This window comes from Trichloromonas sp., assembly GCF_034006665.1.
GTDB lineage: Bacteria > Desulfobacterota > Desulfuromonadia > Desulfuromonadales > Trichloromonadaceae > Trichloromonas.
Genome location: NZ_JAVESI010000056.1, coordinates 1 through 19,122 on the forward strand (window position 1 = coordinate 1; position 19,122 = coordinate 19,122).

The 19,122-nt window shown below is 52.2% G+C and carries 17 protein-coding genes; all 17 read left to right on the top strand.

Annotated elements, in window-relative coordinates:
* Positions 1-255: 255 nt before the first annotated feature.
* Positions 256-726 (top strand): DUF3015 family protein, encoded by a 471-nt coding sequence (locus RBR25_RS15795; RefSeq protein ID WP_432820515.1) that lies wholly within the window; start codon positions 256-258, stop codon positions 724-726.
* A 30-nt stretch (positions 727-756) separates the two neighbouring features.
* Positions 757-2,655, top strand: coding sequence for an Lnb N-terminal periplasmic domain-containing protein (locus RBR25_RS15800; RefSeq protein WP_432820516.1), 1,899 nt, complete (start codon positions 757-759; stop codon positions 2,653-2,655).
* A 323-nt stretch (positions 2,656-2,978) separates the two neighbouring features.
* Positions 2,979-3,335, top strand: coding sequence for an NADH-quinone oxidoreductase subunit A (locus RBR25_RS15805; RefSeq protein WP_432820517.1), 357 nt, complete (start codon positions 2,979-2,981; stop codon positions 3,333-3,335).
* Positions 3,326-3,835: an NADH-quinone oxidoreductase subunit B gene (locus tag RBR25_RS15810; RefSeq protein WP_432820518.1), complete on the top strand. Its 510-nt coding sequence runs from the start codon at positions 3,326-3,328 to the stop codon at positions 3,833-3,835. The genes RBR25_RS15805 and RBR25_RS15810 overlap by 10 nt, the downstream gene beginning before the upstream one ends.
* A 44-nt stretch (positions 3,836-3,879) precedes the next feature.
* On the top strand, positions 3,880-4,362 hold the full coding sequence (locus tag RBR25_RS15815; protein WP_432820519.1) for an NADH-quinone oxidoreductase subunit C: 483 nt from the start codon (positions 3,880-3,882) through the stop codon (positions 4,360-4,362).
* A 44-nt stretch (positions 4,363-4,406) separates the two neighbouring features.
* Positions 4,407-5,585, top strand: a complete 1,179-nt coding sequence (gene nuoD, locus RBR25_RS15820) for an NADH dehydrogenase (quinone) subunit D (protein WP_432820520.1) — start codon at positions 4,407-4,409, stop codon at positions 5,583-5,585.
* Between the two features lie 28 nt (positions 5,586-5,613).
* On the top strand, positions 5,614-6,111 hold the full coding sequence (gene nuoE / locus RBR25_RS15825) for an NADH-quinone oxidoreductase subunit NuoE (protein WP_432820521.1): 498 nt from the start codon (positions 5,614-5,616) through the stop codon (positions 6,109-6,111).
* A 45-nt stretch (positions 6,112-6,156) separates the two neighbouring features.
* Complete coding sequence (nuoF, locus tag RBR25_RS15830) at positions 6,157-7,938, top strand: NADH-quinone oxidoreductase subunit NuoF (protein ID WP_432820522.1); 1,782 nt, start codon at positions 6,157-6,159, stop codon at positions 7,936-7,938.
* A gap of 37 nt (positions 7,939-7,975) precedes the next feature.
* On the top strand, positions 7,976-10,456 hold the full coding sequence (gene nuoG, locus RBR25_RS15835) for an NADH-quinone oxidoreductase subunit NuoG (protein ID WP_432820523.1): 2,481 nt from the start codon (positions 7,976-7,978) through the stop codon (positions 10,454-10,456).
* A 20-nt stretch (positions 10,457-10,476) separates the two neighbouring features.
* Complete coding sequence (locus tag RBR25_RS15840; RefSeq protein WP_432820524.1) at positions 10,477-11,439, top strand: tetratricopeptide repeat protein; 963 nt, start codon at positions 10,477-10,479, stop codon at positions 11,437-11,439.
* A 55-nt stretch (positions 11,440-11,494) separates the two neighbouring features.
* Positions 11,495-12,538, top strand: coding sequence for an NADH-quinone oxidoreductase subunit NuoH (nuoH, locus tag RBR25_RS15845; protein ID WP_432820525.1), 1,044 nt, complete (start codon positions 11,495-11,497; stop codon positions 12,536-12,538).
* Positions 12,539-12,567: 29 nt separating this feature from the next.
* Positions 12,568-12,963 carry a NuoI/complex I 23 kDa subunit family protein gene (locus tag RBR25_RS15850; protein ID WP_432820526.1) on the top strand — a complete coding sequence of 132 codons (396 nt, stop codon included), beginning with the start codon at positions 12,568-12,570 and terminating at the stop codon, positions 12,961-12,963.
* Positions 12,964-12,984: 21 nt separating this feature from the next.
* Positions 12,985-13,488 (top strand): NADH-quinone oxidoreductase subunit J family protein, encoded by a 504-nt coding sequence (locus RBR25_RS15855; RefSeq protein WP_432820527.1) that lies wholly within the window; start codon positions 12,985-12,987, stop codon positions 13,486-13,488.
* A 25-nt stretch (positions 13,489-13,513) separates the two neighbouring features.
* Positions 13,514-13,822 carry an NADH-quinone oxidoreductase subunit NuoK gene (gene nuoK, locus RBR25_RS15860; protein ID WP_092057761.1) on the top strand — a complete coding sequence of 103 codons (309 nt, stop codon included), beginning with the start codon at positions 13,514-13,516 and terminating at the stop codon, positions 13,820-13,822.
* Positions 13,823-13,871: 49 nt separating this feature from the next.
* Positions 13,872-15,848, top strand: coding sequence for an NADH-quinone oxidoreductase subunit L (gene nuoL / locus RBR25_RS15865; protein ID WP_432820528.1), 1,977 nt, complete (start codon positions 13,872-13,874; stop codon positions 15,846-15,848).
* A gap of 45 nt (positions 15,849-15,893) precedes the next feature.
* A complete protein-coding gene (locus tag RBR25_RS15870) occupies positions 15,894-17,447 on the top strand; it encodes an NADH-quinone oxidoreductase subunit M (protein WP_432820529.1) in 1,554 nt (517 codons plus the stop codon).
* 47 nt (positions 17,448-17,494) lie between these two features.
* The gene (locus tag RBR25_RS15875; RefSeq protein ID WP_432820530.1) at positions 17,495-18,955 is read left to right on the top strand and encodes an NADH-quinone oxidoreductase subunit N; all 1,461 of its coding nucleotides are present in this window, start codon (positions 17,495-17,497) and stop codon (positions 18,953-18,955) included.
* Positions 18,956-19,122 lie beyond the last annotated feature (167 nt).

Here is a 19,122-nt window from a genome sequence, read left to right on the forward strand (position 1 = left end):
AAGCGGGGTTGGTCTCCTTAATTGACCACCACCGTCGCTTTCAGAACGTCACGTGAACCGCCGTGTACGGAACCGTACGCACGGTGGTGTGGGAGGACGGCGGGGGCAACCCCGCCTCCTACCCGATGCTGCCAAGCGGCTCTGGCCCGGTGTATACAATTCTTGACTTTTCACGCGGGCACAGGATAGAAACAGTTCTTACATTCCGTACAATCACCATTTCGAGACAAAAATCGAGAAAGGGAGAATGCAAAAATGAGAGCGAAAATTGTACCGGTAAGTCTCGTTATCATGGTTCTTCTGACCGCTTCGGCCTGGGCTGGTCAGGCTAAAACGAATTGCGGGTGCGGCCTCGGGACGATTTTGTGGGGGGATCGGGCGGATGGCTCGATTCTTTCCCAGTCCATGCAGGTGAGCACCAACGGGATTCTCGGAAATCAGACTTTCGGAATCACATCCGGTACCTTGGGCTGCGAACAGCCGACAAACATCGGTTCGGATGACCAGCTTTTCGCCTACATCCGCGATAACATTGATGGTCTGGCGCAGGATATGGCCTACGGCGAGGGTGAGCATCTCGATACCCTAGCGGAACTGATGACCGTTCCCGCCGAAGAAAGAACGCTTTTCGCCGGTAAGCTGCAGGCCGCCTTCGGCGACATTTTCATCACCGGAACGGAAGATCCTGGACTGGTTCTGGAGCGTATTCGCATCATCGGTGGCTAGTTTCTTCTCTTGCTTTCCGAAATCGGAAAAGTGCGGGCGAGGCACAAAGTTCCCTGGTGGACTTTGTGCCTCGTTTCGTTTCTGCTGGTCGTGCCGGTTGGCGGAGCCTGGGCCGAGACCCCGCCGCTGTCGCAATGGCTTCGTCAGGCACGGGAAGAACGCTTTCATGAGGATCGTTACTGGCAGGTTCTGCTCCATTATCGCCAGGACTGGCGGGGACGGCGGAGCCCGGTCGACGACCCCGACTTTTTTTTCTCTCCCTCAGGGAAAGAAGACCCCGCCGCCGAACTCGAAGCTACGATCCTCGCCCTTTTCGGGCCCGAGAGTGAGACGCGGAATGCGGCGCGCTGCCGGTTCCCGGCTCGCTACCAGTGGCTGGCGGAGAAGTTGGAAGTGGCTGCCGATCCGGTGACGGCGGCGGTCTGTCCCGATCTGGCCTTGGTTCTTGACCGTGTCGATCCCCGCAGTGCAACCCTGGTTTTTCCCGGAAGTTACCCGAACAGCCCTGCTTCCATGTTCGGCCATACCCTGTTGAACTTCTCCGGCCCTCGGGAAAGCAAGCTTCTGGCCCATGCCGCCAACTATTCGGCGTTCACGGACGAAAGCAACGGTTTTGCTTATGCCGTCAAGGGACTGACCGGCCTCTACCGGGGCTATTTCTCGGTTCTGCCCTACTACGAAAAACTCAAGGAATATAGTGGACTTGAACGTCGGGATATCTGGGAGTATCCGCTGGCCCTGACGGTCGCGGAGACCAGGAGAATGTTCCTGCACCTGTGGGAATTGCGGGACATCTACTCCGATTATTTTTTCTTCGACGAGAACTGTTCCTACAACCTGCTCTATCTGCTTGAGGCCGCACGCCCCTCCCTGAACCTGACCGCTTCCAAACCGCTCTGGGTTCTGCCGGTCGATACTATTCGCCGCCTTGATCAGGCCGGATTGATCCGGGGAGCCAGGTTCAGGCCCTCTCCGGCGACTGTGCTGCGCCAAGAAATGGCCGGTTTAACATCCGGTGAGATTGCCGTCGCCCGAGATCTGGCGAAAGGTGTGCTCGACGTGGCCGATCTTCCTCTGTACGTGACCGATGCCGACACGCGCAGACGGATTCTCGAAGTCGCCTTTGGGGCGACGGAGCAGGATTTTCTCGCACGCCGCCTCGATCTTCAGACCTACCGCACGCGGGTGTTGGCTTTGCTCACCGCCCGGAGTCGTCTGGGGCGAGGTGGCTTGGACGATAAGGAATGCGAGCCGCCAACCCGACCCGATCATGGCCACGGAACCTCGCGGTTATCCCTCGGGGTGGGGTACTTTGCCGGGAGTTGGGGGGAGGAATTGCGCTACCGCCCAGTATATCATGACTTGCTCGATGACCAGTCCGGGTACTTGTCCGGAGCGCAAATTGTTCTTGGGCAAATCTCTCTGCGCTATTTTCCGGAGCGGGAGCGGCTCAGGGTGGAGCGTTTGGACCTGATCGATCTGTGCTCACTGACCCCGGTCAGTCGTTGGGAAACGCCGATTTCCTGGCAGGTCTGCCTAGGAATGCAACGGTCGGGAAGTACTGGCGCCGGACGACGGTTGACGGCCTACTTTAACCCCGGGGCGGGGTTTTCTGCTCAAATTAGCAAACTCTCCGGCTATGCGCTGCTGGAAAGTGAATTGAGCGTGGGGAACAGTATGGAAAAAGGTTATGGTTTGGGAGGAGGAGGGAGCATCGGGGCTCTTCTGGAGTGGGGTCCGTGGCGAGTCCATGGGCGCATTCGGCTGCTCGATTATCCGTTGGGAGGTCGGGGGGAATCCTGGCTCTTCGCTTTTGATCAGAACTATCGCCTGAATCGGCAGCATAGTCTGTCCTGTGAGACATTACGCATTCTGGACTTCGGCCGCTGGGAGACGACATCTCTTCTCCTTTGGAACCGTTACTGGTAGAGGCTGAAGAAATGAACTTGCACAGGACTAGGGTGGAAACGGCTACCGTAGTACTGCAATAAATGGTTGCCCAAGATCTTGTATACATCACCTGCGGAAGGGGTACCGCTTGTGTTCCAGGAGGGTTGAAACAGCCCGATCGGGAGAGGGGAAATAGCCTGTAAACGCCCTTTTTAAACCGGTTTTCAGGCCTTCATAGTGCATACTGTATACTGTATTTTTTCCTTGACAAAGAATTTAATTTGTCTTAACTTGCAGTCCGCGAAGCAGCGTAAACCGTAGCGATAACACGTCACAGACCATCAACTAGGAGGAGCTTATTCATGCTTGAGGTTTATCTACCGATACTCGTCCTCATCCTCTTCGCCATTGCCCTGGCCTTGGGGTCCACGATCTTTTCGTTCCTCGTGGGGCAAAAGAAGCCGACTGCGGTTAAGCTGGCTCCTTACGAGTGTGGCATGCCCTTGGTGGGGACGGCGAGGCAGCGTTTCCCGGTTAAATTCTACATTATCGCCATGCTCTTTATCTTGTTCGATATCGAGGCGGTTTTTCTCTATCCTTGGGCGGTGGTGTTTAAGCAGCTCGGGTGGTTTGGATTCATCGAGATGGGCGTGTTCATCGTCATTCTTCTCGTTGGCTATATTTACGTCTGGAAAAAAGGAGCACTGGAATGGGAGTAGATAAAACACTGGGAAATAATGTCGTCACCACCAGTCTTGACAAGCTCGTCAATTGGTCCCGGTCCAGATCGCTGTGGCCCTTGACCTTCGGTCTGGCCTGTTGCGCTATTGAGATGATGGCGACGGGCGCGGCGCGCTTTGACCTTGACCGTTTCGGGGTCATCTTCCGCGCGTCTCCCCGCCAGTCAGACTGCATCGTGATCGCCGGCACGGTCACCAAGAAGATGTTGCCGGTCATCAAGACGGTCTATGAGCAGATGCCCGAGCCGAAATATGTCATCGCGATGGGCGCCTGTGCCTGTTCCGGGGGCATCTTCGACACCTACAGCGTGGTTCAGGGGATCGATGAGGCATTGCCGGTTGATGTTTATATCCCCGGCTGTCCTCCCCGTCCCGAAGGCCTTCTCTATGGCATTCTCAAGCTTCAGGAGAAGATCATGAAGGAGCGCAACTCCTTCGGCGCGACCATCGGCATTGGCGAGCGGATTTGCCAGGCTTGATCGGGAATCTACTTTCGAATCGATTGCAAATAGGGATATAAGCGATGAGCGAACATGCTGCTGTAGCTAAGCTGAAGGGAAAATTCCCTGACTCCGTTCTGGATGTCGTTGAGTTTCGTGGTGAGACGACGATGATCGTCAAGAAAGAAGACATAGTCGCGATCTGCTCCTTCATGAAGAAGGATCTTGGTTACAACTTCCTTTGTGACCTTTGTGGCGTTGATTACCTGGGCAAGTCTCCCCGCTTCATGGTGGTTTATAACATCTACAATATCACCACCAAGGATCGTCTGCGGTTGAAGGTTCCCGTTGAGGAGGCCGATGCCCGTGTGGATACGGTATCCGGGGTTTGGGGTACCGCCAACTGGCATGAGCGTGAGTGCTGGGACCTGATGGGGATTTCATTCAACAACCATCCCGATCTTCGTCGCATTCTCATGGCGGATGACTGGGTGGGACATCCTCTGCGCAAGGACTATCCGCTGCAAGGGCCGGGACGTGAGCCTTACAAGGGACGTTACAAGTAGGCCAGGAATTCGAAGATCACTTTTCCATAGAAGAGGCTAAGGTTATGTCATTTACCGAAACAATGACCGTGAATATGGGGCCCCAGCATCCTTCGACCCACGGGGTGCTTCAGCTTGTCCTTGAACTGGACGGCGAAACCGTCACCAAGGCTACTCCCCATATCGGTTTTCTTCACCGTGGGACGGAGAAGCTCTCCGAAAACCGTACCTATCATCAGATAATTCCCTTAACTGACCGCTTAGACTACTTGGCGCCTATGCATAATAACCTGGGTTATGTCCTGGCGGTCGAGAAGCTTTTTGGGATTACTGATAAGATTCCCGAGCGGGCCAAGGTTGTCCGGGTCATGATGGCGGAAATTACTCGTATCAAAAGCCATCTGGTCTGGATTGCCTGTCACGCTCTCGATATCGGCGCCATGACCGTGTTCATCTATGCTTTCCGCGAGCGTGAGCACATCATGAATATGTATGAGAAGCTTTCCGGCGCGCGGATGACTTCCAACTACTTCCGGGTTGGCGGCCTCTCTGCCGATCTTCCGGATGGATTTGAGAAAGATGTCCGTGATTTCATTGATGCCATGCCCGGACATATCGATACCTATGAGGGCTTGCTGACAGGTAACAAGATCTGGCAGAAGCGGGTTATGGGGGTTGGTGAGATTTCCGGCGAAGCCGCTATCGATATCGGATTGACCGGTCCTGCTCTCCGGAGTTCCGGGGTTGATTGGGATCTGCGGCGTGATAACCCTTACAGCGGCTACGAAGACTACAACTTCAAGGTCCATGTAGATGATGGGTGCGATACCTGGGCTCGTTACAAAGTTCGTCTCCTCGAAATGCGCGAAGCCTGCAAGATTATCCGCCAGTGCCTGGATAAGCTCAAGCCGGGTCCTATCCTGGCCGATTGCCCGAAGATCTGCCTGCCGCCGAAAAAGAATGTCGTCAATACCATTGAAGGTTTGATCCATCACTTCAAGATCATCACTGAGGGACCTAAGCCGGAGGTCGGCGAAATCTATCAGGGGGTGGAGAATCCTAAGGGTGAAGTCGGTTTCTATCTTGTCTCCGATGGCTCTCCCCGCCCTTACCGCATGAAAATCCGTCCGGCTTCTTTCGTCAACCTGCAGGCGCTTCCGCAGATGGTCGAGGGGCGGCTTATCGCTGACGTGGTTGCGGTTATCGGTACCCTGGATATCGTCCTTGGGGAAATCGACAGGTAACGGATCGAGAGACGAAAGGGCTATTTCCATGAGCAAAGTTGCGCAGAAGGTCAAAGAAGAGGAAATCGATCTGACCGGCGCCAATCAGGTCATCGATAAATATATCGACATGAAGGGTGCGCTGATGCCGGTGCTCCAAGGCGTCCAGGAATTCTACGGCTATATTCCCGAGCCCACGGTTCATCTGATCGCAGAACGGCTCAATGTTTACCCAAGCCAAATCTACGGGGTTCTTACGTTTTACGCACAGTTCCATCTGGAACCGCGCGGAAAATACATCATCCGGGTGTGCATGGGTACGGCCTGCCACGTCAAGGGCGCGAGCAGAATCGCTGATACCCTGACCGATCGTCTCAAGATCGGCCATGCCGAAACCACCGAAGACCTTAAGTTTACCGCCGAATATGTCGCCTGTATCGGTGCCTGTGGTATGGCTCCGGTTATCATGGTCAATGACGCGACTTATGGCAGTATGACGGTGCAGAAGATGGATGAGGTCATCGCTAAGTACAAGGCGATGGACTAGGCGCCCCAGGACTAAAACTATTTACCGAGCGGGGATGGATCAGATATGGCCGCGAAAGCAGAAGCGATAAAAGTTCTAATCTGTACGGGAACGGGGGGATTGGCCTCCGGCGCGCAGGCGGTGCTCGATGCCTTTACGGCGGAATTCGCCAAGCAGGGGGTCGAAGCCAAGGTCGGTAAGCGTTGCGAAGTGATTGGCACCGGCTGCCGCGGATTGTGTGCGAACGACGTACTGGTCGATGTGGTTATTCCTGGCCAGGAGCCGGTTACTTACGATTTTACAACTCCTGAGTTGGTGCCGCAGATTGTTGAGCAGCATATTATTGGCAATCAGCCGGTGGAAAAGAAGGTCGCCGGACCTTATTACTCTAAGTTTCTTGAGAAGCAGAAGCGTATCGTTTTCTCCCGGTGCGGAACCATAGATGCTGAAAGTCTGGATGATTTTCTTGCGCATAACGGTTTTAACGGTATCAAGAAGGCGGTGAAGATGAAACCCGCTGAAGTCATTGATGCCGTCAAGCGTTCCGGTCTGAGGGGACGAGGGGGTGGAGGTTTCCCTACTGGTGTCAAGTGGAGTTTCTGCGCCGGTTCTCCCGGTGATACCAAGTATCTGATCTGCAATGCCGACGAAGGTGACCCAGGTGCGTTTATGGACCGCTCGGTTCTTGAAGGCGATCCCTACGGTCTCATTGAAGGCATGATGATCGGGGCTTACGCCATCGGCTGCAAGTTCGCCTATGTATACTGTCGTGCCGAATATCCCTTGGCCATCAAGCGTCTGCAGAAAGCAATCGATACCTGTTACGAGAAAGGGATTCTCGGCAAGAACTGCATGGGTCTCGGTTTTCAATTGGACATGCGGATCAAGGCCGGCGCCGGCGCTTTTGTCTGTGGCGAGGAAACGGCGCTGATGGCTTCCATCGAGGGCCAGCGCGGCATGAGTCGTCCTCGTCCGCCCTTCCCTGCCGTTCGTGGCCTCTGGGGCTATCCGACCAACATCAACAACGTCGAAACTTTTGCCAACGTCTCCTACATTTTCTATAACGGTCCCGAGTGGTATGCCTCCATCGGTACCGAAGGCACGAAAGGTACCAAGATTTTTGCTCTGACCGGAAAGGTCAAGCATACTGGTTTGGTTGAAGTTCCTGCTGGAACCACCATGAAAGAGGTCATTTATGACGTCTGCGGAGGTATACTGAAAAACCGCAAGTTCAAGGCGGTTCAGGCTGGTGGCCCTTCCGGCGGTTGCCTCCCCGAGGCGGCTCTCAATGCCGAGGTCGATTATGACTCACTGATCAAGGCAGGCGCCATGATGGGTTCCGGTGGTCTGGTTGTTATGGACGAAACCACCTGCATGGTCGATATTGCTCGCTTCTTCCTGAATTTCACCCGTGTTGAATCCTGTGGTAAGTGTATTCCCTGCCGGATCGGTCTGAAAATTATGCTCGAGATTCTTCAGCGTATCACTGAAGGCAATGGGCGGGAAGGTGATATCGAGCTGCTCGAAGATATGGCCTACGATATTAAGAAGAGCTCTCTCTGCGGCCTCGGTCAGACCGCGCCGAACCCGGTACTCTCTACCATCCGCTATTTCCGGCATGAGTACGAGGCCCATATCAGGGACAAGGAGTGTCCTTCCCATAGCTGTAAGGCCTTGCTCCATTTCCGGGTGATTGATGAAAAGTGCAAGAAGTGCGGCGCTTGCGCGAAGGTCTGTCCGGTTAATGCCATTGAGTGGGAAAAGGGACAGGTGGCCAAAATCGATCTTGTCAAATGTACCAAGTGTACTTCCTGTTACGATGCCTGCCCGTTTATGGCGATCGAATAGCCGACTCCCTAACTGATTTGATTGATACGAGGTTAAGATGGTAAATCTTACGATTGACGGCAAACAAGTTACGGTTAGCAAGAAGGCTACGATCCTTCAGGCCGCTCAACAGGCGGGCATCAAGATTCCGGTACTTTGCTACGCCAAGAAGCTCTTTCCTTACGGCGCCTGTCGTATCTGCCTGGTTGAAGTTGAGCAGATGAAGGGTCGCCTTATCCCCTCGTGTACCACTCCCGTCACCGAAGGGATGGTTGTCACCACCATGTCTCCCGAGATTCGCAAGGTTCGTAAGACCGTGCTGGAGTTCCTGCTGGTCAACCATGTTCTTGATTGTCCTGTTTGTGACAAAGGTGGCGAATGTGATCTGCAAGATCTGGTCTACGAATACGAGGTGACCACCAACCGTTTCGAAGGGGAGAAATTCGATCTGCCCAAGGACGAGGTTAACCCGCTCATTGAACGGAATATGAACCGCTGTATTTTGTGTGGAAAATGTGTGCGGGTGTGTGATGAAGTGGTGGGATACGGTTCTTACTCCTTCATTAACCGTGGTTTCGAAACCAAGATCGCTACCGCTTACGACCGCGGTTTGAATTGTGAGTTCTGCGGACAGTGTGTTTCCATGTGTCCGGTTGGGGCCCTTCTCCCCCGCCCGTTCAAATTCAAGGCCCGCCCCTGGCAGTTGACGGAAGTCGATACGGTCTGTGGCTACTGCGGAAACGGTTGTACGGTGACCCTCGGGGTACTGAACAACAAGGTCGAAACGATCCGCTTCAATGATAAGACCGGTGTCAATGATGGTAATCTCTGCATTCGCGGGCGGTTTGGTTATTCTTACATCAACAGCGAAGACCGTCTGAAGAAGCCTTTGCTCCGTAAAAACGGTGAGTTGATTGAGGTTGAGTGGGATGAGGCCTTGTCTGCTGCTGCCGTAGGCTTTAAAAAAGCACAACAGGGAAAAGGGGTCGGTATTCTTTCTGGTGGCCGTCTTACCAACGAAGAATTCTTCTTGGTGAAGAATTTGGCCAAGACTTTGGGGACCGGGAATCTCGATCATTCCGGTGGCGAATGCTACAAGGGCATGACTGAAGGTCTCGTTGAATCCCTCGGAGTTTCCGCCTCGACCGCAACCTTCCCGCAGATTGAGGAATGCGAAGTTATCCTTGCCATTCGTAACGATTTCTATGAAACCCATCCGGTTGTCGGCATGGTTGTTAATCAGGCCATTCGTCGCAACCACGCGAAGCTCTTTGTTGTTGCCGACAAGTATGGAAAATTTTCCAAGCTTCCAGAATCCAAGACCCTTTTGGGTGAAGCGGGAATGGAAGTTAATGTTCTTAACGCCATGGCATCCGTTCTTATCGAGGAGAACCTCGCCGTTACTGAGGGCGTTACGGGCCTTGACAACTTGAAGAAGGCCTTGAGCAAGTACGGTGTGGATAAGGTGGCTGGTGAAACAGGGGTTTCTGCCGATGCCATTCGCGAGACGGCACGCGCTCTTGCCGCAGCTAAGAAAAGCGCCATTCTTCTGGCCTATGGCTTGCCCTATACGGCTCAGAGCAAAGAGCTCGCGGTGGCAGCAGCCAATCTGGCGATTCTTACCGGAAATGCCGGACGCGAAGGTTCTGGCCTTTACCTTTGTGGTGAAAAGGCCAACAGCCAGGGCGCGATCGATCAAGGCATCCTGCCCACCAAGGGAGCTATGGGGGCGCAAGCCATGCTGGAGGCTGCGGCGGCCGGTAAACTCTCCGCCCTCTACATCCTTGGCGAAGATCCGGTTTCCTCGTACCCTGATCGCTCCAAGGTCGAAAGCGCTCTTGACAAGGCAGAGTTTGTTGTAGTGCAGGATCTTTTCCTTTCGCCGACGGCAGCTAAGGCCGACGTCGTCTTCCCAGCGGCGAGCTTTGCTGAAAAGGATGGTACTTTCACCAATGCCGAACGGCGGATTCAACGAGTTCGTCGAGGGGTTAGCAGTCCCGGTGAGGCGAAGACCGACTTGGTTATTCTTGAGAAGCTTCTGGCCAAACTCGGCGCGCAGGTTACTTATACCGGACCGGGAGCGATTTTCGCCGCTATAACTGCGAGCATCCCCGGCTATCAGGGCATCGACTTCAACACTATCGGGCCACAGGGGACCGTATGGGGCGGCGAAACTCTGGCGGTGGCTAAGAAGAATCTTGTCGCCGTTGAAGGTGCCAAGGCGGTTAAAGGTAACTATCGCATGGTTACGGGTAGTGCCTTGTATCATAGTGGGACTTTGTCGACCCATGCATCCGGCCCCTTGGCCGTCGTTTCTGAGCCCTATGTTGAACTCGGGCGGGAAGACGCGAAGGCCCTGAAGGTTTCCGAAGGGGATATGGTTGTTGTCAAGGCCGCTAATGGGGAGATGAAACTGAAGGCCAAGGTTGCTAACCGTCTGCCTAAGGGCTTGGTCTTCGTGCCCTATCACTTTGTCGGGGCTGGACTCAATCGTATTTACCGCGGTGAATCGGTTATCCCCGTTGAGCTAAGCAAGTAATTTGTTGACCAGGAGCCTCCATGGAGTGCCCGAAGTGCCAATCGCCGGTAACAGAAAGATCTCGGTTCTGTGATCAATGTGGCGCTAGCCTTATCAAGGATTTAGGGTTACTGCATCAGAAGGCTTTGGAACACTATCATCGCGGGTTGCTTGATCAGGCTTTGCTCCTGTGGGATGAAATTATAAAAGAAGATCCCGGATTCGCCAAAGCGTACTATTACAAAGGGATGGCACATTATGACCTTGGTGAACTTGATCAAGCGGTAGCATCGTTCAAGGAGGCCCTGAAGAACGATAAGGAGCCATTTCGGGTTTATTACAAGTTAGGGATGGCCCTTTACGGACTGGGAAATCTTGTTGCAAGTATAGACAGTTATCGGCGGGCGTTGGAGATCAATCCGAAAAGTGCGGAAACGCATTACCGTCTCGGTCTATCGTATCTGCGGGCTTCTGATCTAGAAAAGGCCCAAGAGGCTTTGGAGGCTTCAATCGAGATTACCCCGGTTTATACCCGAGCCCTTTATATGTCGGGCGTTGTCCTTTCCCAACAAGGAAACAACCAAGGGGCAATTGAGAGGTTCGAGAAAGTTCTGGAGATCAGTCCTTCATATACCGCTGCTCGTTTTGAGTTGGGCATGGCCCTTTTCAAGGAAGGACAGATCGAGGAATCCATTGCTGAATTTCAGAGTTCAGTTGCAACCAAAGAGAATTTTGCACCAGGGCACTTTATGCTTGGTGAAGCGTATCGAAAACTGGGGGACTTTTCTTCAGCTACGGCTGCCTTCAAGGAAGTCCTCAAGCGAAACCCGAAGGACGTCGATACTTACGTCAGGTTGGCTGAGTGTTATGTGCAGATGGATCTGCTGGATGCCGCCGGTAAGGAATTAGAAAACGCACTGCGAATCAATCCGCAAAATAGAGATGCCCAATATTTGAAATCTCATCTGCGGGAAATGAACACACCACATAAGCCGGGTTTTTAACCGTTTGTTTTGTTCCGCGTAAGTTGTCCTAAATCAGTCAAGGAAGAGGATTGTCATGACGCCTGAACTGTTGAGCCTCTCGAACAATTGGCCCCTTTTTCTCGGAACGATGGTTGTAAAGATTCTCGTTGTCTTTGTAATCGTCATTCTTATGGTCGCCTATGCTACGTGGCTGGAGCGTAAGCTGATTGGCCACATGCAGACGCGTCTGGGTCCCATGCGGACCGGGTGGCATGGCTTGCTGCAGCCCATCGCCGACGGCTTGAAGCTCTTCTTCAAGGAAGACATCATTCCGGCACAGGCCAGCAAGGTTCCCTTCATGCTGGCGCCTATGATGATCTGTATTCCGGCATTTATCACCATGGCGGTTGTCCCTTTCGGGCCGGATCTGGTGATCAATAACTACATCGTGCCCCAGCAGATCACTGATCTGAACATTGGCATTCTTTATGTCTTAGCCATGGCCGGGTTGGGGATCTACGGTATTGTTCTTGCCGGCTGGGCGTCAAACTGTAAATATTCGCTTCTTGGTGGCATTCGTTCCTCAGCGCAAATGATTTCTTACGAGCTGGCGGCGGCCTTGTCGATCATTTCGGTCTTCATGCTTTCCGAAACCCTCAGCCTGAGGAAGATTGTTGAATTGCAGATGGAGCCGCTCTGGGGCGTCTTCAGTTTCCTGCCTAACTGGTATGTCTTTACTCAGCCCTTGGCCTTCGTCCTCTTCGTGGTGACCAGCCTTGCCGAGATCAACCGTACCCCCTTCGACCTGCCCGAAGCGGAGAGTGAGTTGGTTTCCGGCTTCTGTACGGAATACTCTTCCATGAAATACGCTCTGTTTTTCATGGCTGAATATGCCAACATGATCGTGATTTCGGCTCTCATCGCTACCCTTTTCCTGGGTGGTTGGTCGGGTCCCTTTCCCGGTTTCATCAATATCCTGATCAAGGTGGTGGGTTTTGTGATGTTCTTCATGTGGATTCGTGCCACTTACCCCCGTGTAAGATACGATCAGCTGATGTTTATGGGCTGGAAGGTCTTCCTGCCGCTGGCGTTGGCCAATATCGTGGTGACCGGCCTGGTCGTAGTTCTGTTGCAGTAATTACATCACCATAACAAGAGGATGGACCCATGTTTAAAGCATTAATTCAAGGTCTGATCATCACTGCCAAGCATTTGGCACCGAGCAAGATTACTACGGTGCAATATCCCACGGTCAGATTGAAAGTATCCGATCGGTTCCGGGGTCTTCATCGGTTGGTGCCGACCCAGGATCGGGAGAAATGTGTTGCTTGCTATCTCTGTCCGACAGTATGCCCGGCAAAATGTATCACGGTCGAGGCGGCAGAGAACGAGAAAGGCGAGAAGTATCCGAAGGTGTACCAGATCGATCTGCTTCGTTGTATCTTTTGTGGCTACTGTGTGGAGGCCTGCCCGGTAGAAGCAATCGAGATGACAGGGGCTTACGAGCTGGCCAATTATAAGCGTGAAGACTTTGCCTTCACCAAAGAGAGACTTCTCAAGTAACCGAATAGGAGCGTTGAAACCATGGAACTTCTATTTTTCTATCTGGTCGCCCTGGTCGCGGTCTTATCCGGAATCTTGGTCATCACGTGCAAGAGCCCGATCAACAGTGCTATTTCGCTGGTGATGACGTTCTTCTGTCTGGCTATTTTCTACGTTATGTTGCATGCGCCGTTCATGGCCGCCATCCAGATCATGGTATATGCAGGAGCGATCATCGTTCTAATCATCTTTGTCATTATGTTGCTGAATCTCGGCACGGCGGTGCAGGCGCGCACGTCGCACTGTATCGCTTGGGGTTCGGTGGTTGGTGCCTTGATGATGTTGCTGTCGCTGACCTTTCTTAAGGGAGGCGAAACTACCACGGTTCAGGGTGAGATTACAAAAGAAGTGGTTGCCCAGGTCGGTCATACTGAGTTGATTGGCCAAGCAATGTTCACCAACTTCCTGCTGCCTTTTGAGATTGCCTCGATTCTTTTGCTGGTGGCGATCGTTGGCGCTGTAGTGCTGACTAAAAGAAAAGTCTAGTCATACTTTAGACAGGAGATAAGTCATGTTTACCGTAACCGTGCATCATTATCTTGTTGTCAGCGCAATTCTCTTTTCGCTGGGAACTATCGGGGTTCTAACCCGAAGAAACGCCATCGTCGTCTTCATGTGCATCGAACTGATGCTCAACGGCGTCAACCTGTCGTTCATTGCCCTCTCCCATTTTCTTGGCAACATGGATGGGCAGGTTTTCGTCTTCTTCGTTATGACCGTGGCCGCTGCCGAGGCCGCCGTAGGTCTGGCTCTCATGATCGCCTTCTTTAAGCATAAGGAGTCGATCGACGTGGAAGACTTCAATCTGCTGAAATGGTAAAAATCCGCAGCTTCCGTGTAGAGGCTCAATCTGCTTAGAGGAGACTTAGATGTACGACAAACTATGGCTGATCCCATTTTTCCCCTTGCTGGGGTGCTTGATCAACGGCCTCTTGGGCAATAAGATCAAGAACGAGAAGATCATTGGCGGCATTGGTACTCTAGCCATGGTCTCCTCCTTCGTTCTCTCCTGCAAGTATTTTTTCCAGTTGCTTGGAGACACGGTCAAGACGCATGAAATTGTCGTCGCCTCCTGGATAACCGTTGGTAATCTTCAGGTTGACTGGGGTTTTATGATCGACCCGCTTACTGCGGTGATGCTGCTTGTTGTTTCCGGTGTCGGTTCACTGATTCACCTTTACTCCATCGGTTATATGCATGGCGAGGAAGGATACTTCCGGTATTTCTCTTATTTGAATCTCTTTGCCTTCGCGATGCTCATGTTGGTCACTGGCAGCAATGCCGTGGTGATGTTCATCGGCTGGGAAGGTGTCGGTCTCTGTTCCTATCTGTTGATTGGTTACTACTACCACAAGAAGAGCGCCAGCGACGCCGCTAAAAAGGCTTTCGTTGTCAATCGTATTGGTGACTTTGGGTTCTTGATCGGTTTGTTCGTACTATACTGGTCATTGGGTAGCCACGGCATTTGGACTACGAACTTTCTGGAAATTGGTAAGAACGCACATCTCCTTGGTATGGGGAGCACTGTTGTCACTCTGGTCACGCTGTGCTTCTTCCTTGGTTGTACCGGAAAGTCTGCACAGATCCCTCTTTACACCTGGTTGCCGGACGCGATGGAAGGACCGACCCCGGTCTCCGCACTGATCCATGCTGCTACCATGGTTACGGCCGGTGTATATATGATCGGTCGGATGAATACGCTTTTTGCACTCGCACCCGATACCATGATGGTTGTCGCGGTCGTCGGCGGCGTCACGGCTTTTTTCTCGGCCACCATCGGCCTTGCTCAGAACGACATCAAGCGGGTTCTTGCCTACTCGACGGTATCTCAGCTTGGCTACATGTTCTTGGCTATGGGTGTCGGTGCCTTTACCGCTGGTATCTTCCATCTCATGACCCATGCCTTCTTCAAGGCCTGCCTCTTCCTTGGTTCCGGTTCGGTCATTCATGCGATGCATCATGCCTATCATCATGCGCATCTTCATGACGACGCTCAGGACATGCGAAACATGGGCGGTCTGCGCAAAAAAATGCCCATTACTTTCCTTACCTTCCTGATATCGACCATAGCCATTGCTGGTATCCCTGGTTTCTCGGGCTTTTTCTCCAAGGACGAAATCCTTTGGTGGGCTTTTGCTTCGACCAGGGGTCATGTGGCTCTTTGGGTACTCGGTGCCGGAGCCGCCGGTATGACTGCTTTTTACATGTTCCGTTTGGTCTTCATGACCTTCTTTGGCGAGCAGCGGACTAATGCGAAGGCCAAGGATCATGTCCATGAGTCGCCTCTGGTCATCACTTTGCCTCTGATGATCCTTGGTTTCCTGGCTCTCATCGGTGGTTATGTCGGCATTCCCCATGTAATGGGCCACATGGTTCATATCCCCAACTACTTCGCTGATTTTCTCGCTCCAGTCTTCGCGCCGACGCAGGAGCTGTATCATATCTCTGCTCATGGAACCGCTCCCGCAGAGTTCGGTTTGATGGGAATTTCTGTCGGTATCGCTCTTTGCGGAATCTTCCTGGCCTACGTGATGTACATCAAGAATCCTGCTTTGCCCGGTCGGTTTGTTGCTTCCTTCACGGGTCTGTGGCGCGCAGTGTTTAACAAGTGGTATGTCGATGAAATTTATGATGCTCTCGTCGTCAATCCCACTAAAAAATTCGGTACTTTCTGCTGGAAAGGTTTTGATGTCCGCGTGGTTGATGGGATCGTCAACGGCGTAGGTAAACTGATCAATTTGTTTTCCAATGCGTTGCGTTACACCCAGACTGGCTTTGCCCATAATTATGCCATGAGCATGGCGCTGGGCGTGGTTGTCATTCTCGCATTCTACGTCTTCAGGTAAGAACGCTGGCCAATCTGTGATTGTTGAAACAAGGAGCGAAATCTCATGACTGAACATCTTCTTAGCCTGTTGACATTCTTTCCAATCCTGGGCATGCTCGTCGTTCTGGCGCTCCCCAAGGACAATGGAAATCTGCTCAAAGGCTTCACACTGCTTGTCACCCTTGTTACGTTTTTCATCAGCCTTCCTCTGGCTTTTGATGATGTTTTCAAGACTTCCGCCGCCATGCATTATACTGAGTTTGCTAAGTGGATCAGCATTGGTGACTATTTCCAGATGAACTACAATGTCGGAGTTGACGGTATCAGTCTTTGGCTGGTACTTTTAACGACGTTTATCATGCCGATTGCCGTTCTCTCCACCTGGCATGCCGTGGATAAGAATGTCAAAGGTTTCATGGCACTCACGTTGCTTCTTGAAACCGCTATGATAGGCGCTTTCATCTCCCTTGACCTGTTCTTGTTCTACGTCTTCTGGGAACTGATGCTGATCCCCATGTATTTCATGATCGGTATCTGGGGGGGAAAAAACCGTATTTACGCAGCCGTTAAGTTCTTCATTTTCACCGCCCTTGGTTCACTTTTGATGCTGGTGGCCATTATCTACGTCTACTATCAAGCCATTCAGTCTGGGGTTGAGGTCTCTGGCTTCAGTGTTATCGATTTTTATAAGCTGAGTATAACGCCTGAGGCTCAGACTTGGTTGTTTTTGGCTTTTGCTTTCAGCTTCGCTATTAAAGTTCCCATGTTCCCGGTTCACACCTGGTTGCCGGATGCTCATACCGAAGCACCTACCGCAGGTTCGGTAATTCTGGCTGCGATTATGTTGAAGATGGGTACCTATGGCTATCTTCGCTTCGCGATCCCGCTTTTCCCTGAGGCGACTCAGCAGTTCATTCCCTTTCTGTCTCTGCTGGCCGTCATCGGCATCATTTACGGTGCCCTGGTGGCGATGATGCAGGATGATGTTAAGAAACTTGTGGCCTATTCTTCCGTTTCTCACCTTGGATTTGTCATGCTCGGCATCTTTGCCATGAATAGCCAGGGTTGGTCGGGTGGTATTATTCAGATGATCAACCACGGCGTTTCTACGGGCGCGCTCTTCCTTATTGTCGGATTTATTTATGAGCGTCGTCATACGCGCGCCATTAACGAATTCGGGGGTCTGGCTAAGCAAATGCCGGTCTTCGCGACGATTTTCATGATTATTACCCTTTCTTCCGTCGGTCTGCCTGGTACCAACGGCTTTGTCGGCGAGTTTCTTATTCTGATGGGAGCCTATGAAAGTGAACTGCGCTGGTTCGGCGTGTTTGCGACTACCGGTGTTATCCTTGCGGCGGTTTACATGTTGTGGATGTTCCAGCGGGTTATGTTTGGCGAGTTGTCTAATCCTGCCAATCAGAAGCTGAAGGATCTCTCCGCCCGTGAAGTCGCCTTGATGCTGCCCTTACTGCTCTTTGTCTTCTGGATCGGTCTCTATCCGAATACCTTCTTCGAGAAGATGAATCCCGCTGTCGATAATTTGATTCAGCAAGTGAAAGTCAAGCAGCAGGTGGTCATGGTCGAGACCGTCAATCCCGGCCATCTGGAAATGAAATAATCAAGGTTTTCGAATAAAGATCAAACCGCTTCCGGAGGAGCATGTCCATGGAAAATCTGGTGCAAACCGCCATGCAGAATGTCAACTTTGCGGCTATCATGCCATCGCTGGTGCTAAGCTGCTGTGCCATGGCCCTTCTGCTGGTCAACGTCTTTATCCCGCGTGGGAAATCTTCTCTCGTCTCTTGGTTGAGCCTAGGGTCCCTGGTGCTTACCGCTTTCTTCTGTCTTGGGGCTTGGAACGACCCCCGCTTTGGCTTTGCCGGGCATGTGGCACTTGATAATTTCGCCACCTTCTTCAACTTCATTTTTTTGATTGCTGCCGGACTTTCCATTCTCATGTCCGATGGTTTTCTCAAGCGGGAAGAGTTTAATGTCGGCGAATTTTATCCTCTGATCCTCTTTACGACTGCTGGTGCCATGTGGATGGCTTCAGGAACCGACTTGATGACCATTTTCCTTGGTCTTGAGGTTCTTTCGGTTTCTCTTTACGTGCTTGCGGGTTTTCTTCGTGATCATGTCGATTCCAACGAGGCAGGTCTTAAATATTTCCTGCTTGGTGCATTTTCGACCGGTTTCCTTCTCTATGGGATCGCTCTGATCTATGGCGTGACCGGAACCACCAATGTTGCTGATATTGGGATCTACCTCAGTGCGAATCCCGCTGAACTTACCAATCCGCTGACTGTGGCCGGTATGATTCTTCTCAGCACCGGATTCCTTTTCAAGATTGCCGTTGCCCCTTTCCATATGTGGACCCCCGATGTTTATCAGGGGGCCCCGACTCCGATCACTGCCTTCATGAGTGCGGGTCCGAAGGCTGCCGCCTTTGCTGCTTTCATGCGGATACTGACTCTGGGTCTTGGTGGTCTTCAGGATGAGTGGACCTCGCTGCTTTGGATTCTCGCGGTTCTGACTATGACCATCGGGAACGTGGTTGCGATCTATCAGACCAATCTTAAGAGAATGCTGGCGTACTCTTCGATCGCTCATGCCGGATATGCTTTGGTTGGTATCGTTGCCGCCAATGAAATCGGAATGTCCGGTATTCTTTTCTATATGCTCGCCTACACCTTCATGAATCTTGGTGCTTTCGCCGTTCTGGTTTTGGCTGGGAAGAAAGGCGAGGAGAATCTTACCCTCGAAGGTTTTGCAGGATTTGGTTACAAGAAGCCTCTTTTGGCGGTTGCGATGTCCATTTTCCTCTTCTCCCTCATGGGCGTGCCGCCGATGGCCGGTTTCGTCGGTAAATTCTATATTTTCTCTGGGGCCATTAAGGCCGGTTACATCTGGCTGGCTGTTATTGCCATGCTCAACTCTGCTGTTTCTCTTTACTACTATCTTAGGGTCATGGTCTACATGTACTTCAAGGAGTCTAGTGAGGATTTCGGTTGGGTAGCCATGAATGTTGGCGCCGTTGTTTCGATCGTGCTGGCGATTATCGGCGTCCTTTATCTTGGTATTCTCCCAGAGGGGATTATGGAAATGGCTAAGTCTGCTATTTTCTGATTGTTCCGACAGGAAACGGTTTAAAGCCCCCGGTACTCCGGGGGCTTTTTTGTTTGGTGCGCCAGGCATGGCGCGTGGTGCGTAAGCACCAGATGATTGATCGTGGTGGTCAATCGTTGACTTGGAGGTGAAAGTCCTCTACGGACCCTGATGACGGGAACCGTTAG

Bases quoted from the DNA above. Each gene is read 5' to 3' on its own strand.
- RBR25_RS15795 (WP_432820515.1), top strand. From the start codon at position 256: ATGAGAGCGAAAATTGTACCGGTAAGTCTCGTTATCATGGTTCTTCTG.
- RBR25_RS15805 (WP_432820517.1), top strand. From the start codon at position 2,979: ATGCTTGAGGTTTATCTACCGATACTCGTCCTCATCCTCTTCGCCATT.
- RBR25_RS15810 (WP_432820518.1), top strand. From the start codon at position 3,326: ATGGGAGTAGATAAAACACTGGGAAATAATGTCGTCACCACCAGTCTT.
- RBR25_RS15815 (WP_432820519.1), top strand. From the start codon at position 3,880: ATGAGCGAACATGCTGCTGTAGCTAAGCTGAAGGGAAAATTCCCTGAC.
- nuoD (WP_432820520.1), top strand. From the start codon at position 4,407: ATGTCATTTACCGAAACAATGACCGTGAATATGGGGCCCCAGCATCCT.
- nuoE (WP_432820521.1), top strand. From the start codon at position 5,614: ATGAGCAAAGTTGCGCAGAAGGTCAAAGAAGAGGAAATCGATCTGACC.
- nuoF (WP_432820522.1), top strand. From the start codon at position 6,157: ATGGCCGCGAAAGCAGAAGCGATAAAAGTTCTAATCTGTACGGGAACG.
- nuoG (WP_432820523.1), top strand. From the start codon at position 7,976: ATGGTAAATCTTACGATTGACGGCAAACAAGTTACGGTTAGCAAGAAG.
- RBR25_RS15840 (WP_432820524.1), top strand. From the start codon at position 10,477: ATGGAGTGCCCGAAGTGCCAATCGCCGGTAACAGAAAGATCTCGGTTC.
- nuoH (WP_432820525.1), top strand. From the start codon at position 11,495: ATGACGCCTGAACTGTTGAGCCTCTCGAACAATTGGCCCCTTTTTCTC.
- RBR25_RS15850 (WP_432820526.1), top strand. From the start codon at position 12,568: ATGTTTAAAGCATTAATTCAAGGTCTGATCATCACTGCCAAGCATTTG.
- RBR25_RS15855 (WP_432820527.1), top strand. From the start codon at position 12,985: ATGGAACTTCTATTTTTCTATCTGGTCGCCCTGGTCGCGGTCTTATCC.
- nuoK (WP_092057761.1), top strand. From the start codon at position 13,514: ATGTTTACCGTAACCGTGCATCATTATCTTGTTGTCAGCGCAATTCTC.
- nuoL (WP_432820528.1), top strand. From the start codon at position 13,872: ATGTACGACAAACTATGGCTGATCCCATTTTTCCCCTTGCTGGGGTGC.
- RBR25_RS15870 (WP_432820529.1), top strand. From the start codon at position 15,894: ATGACTGAACATCTTCTTAGCCTGTTGACATTCTTTCCAATCCTGGGC.
- RBR25_RS15875 (WP_432820530.1), top strand. From the start codon at position 17,495: ATGGAAAATCTGGTGCAAACCGCCATGCAGAATGTCAACTTTGCGGCT.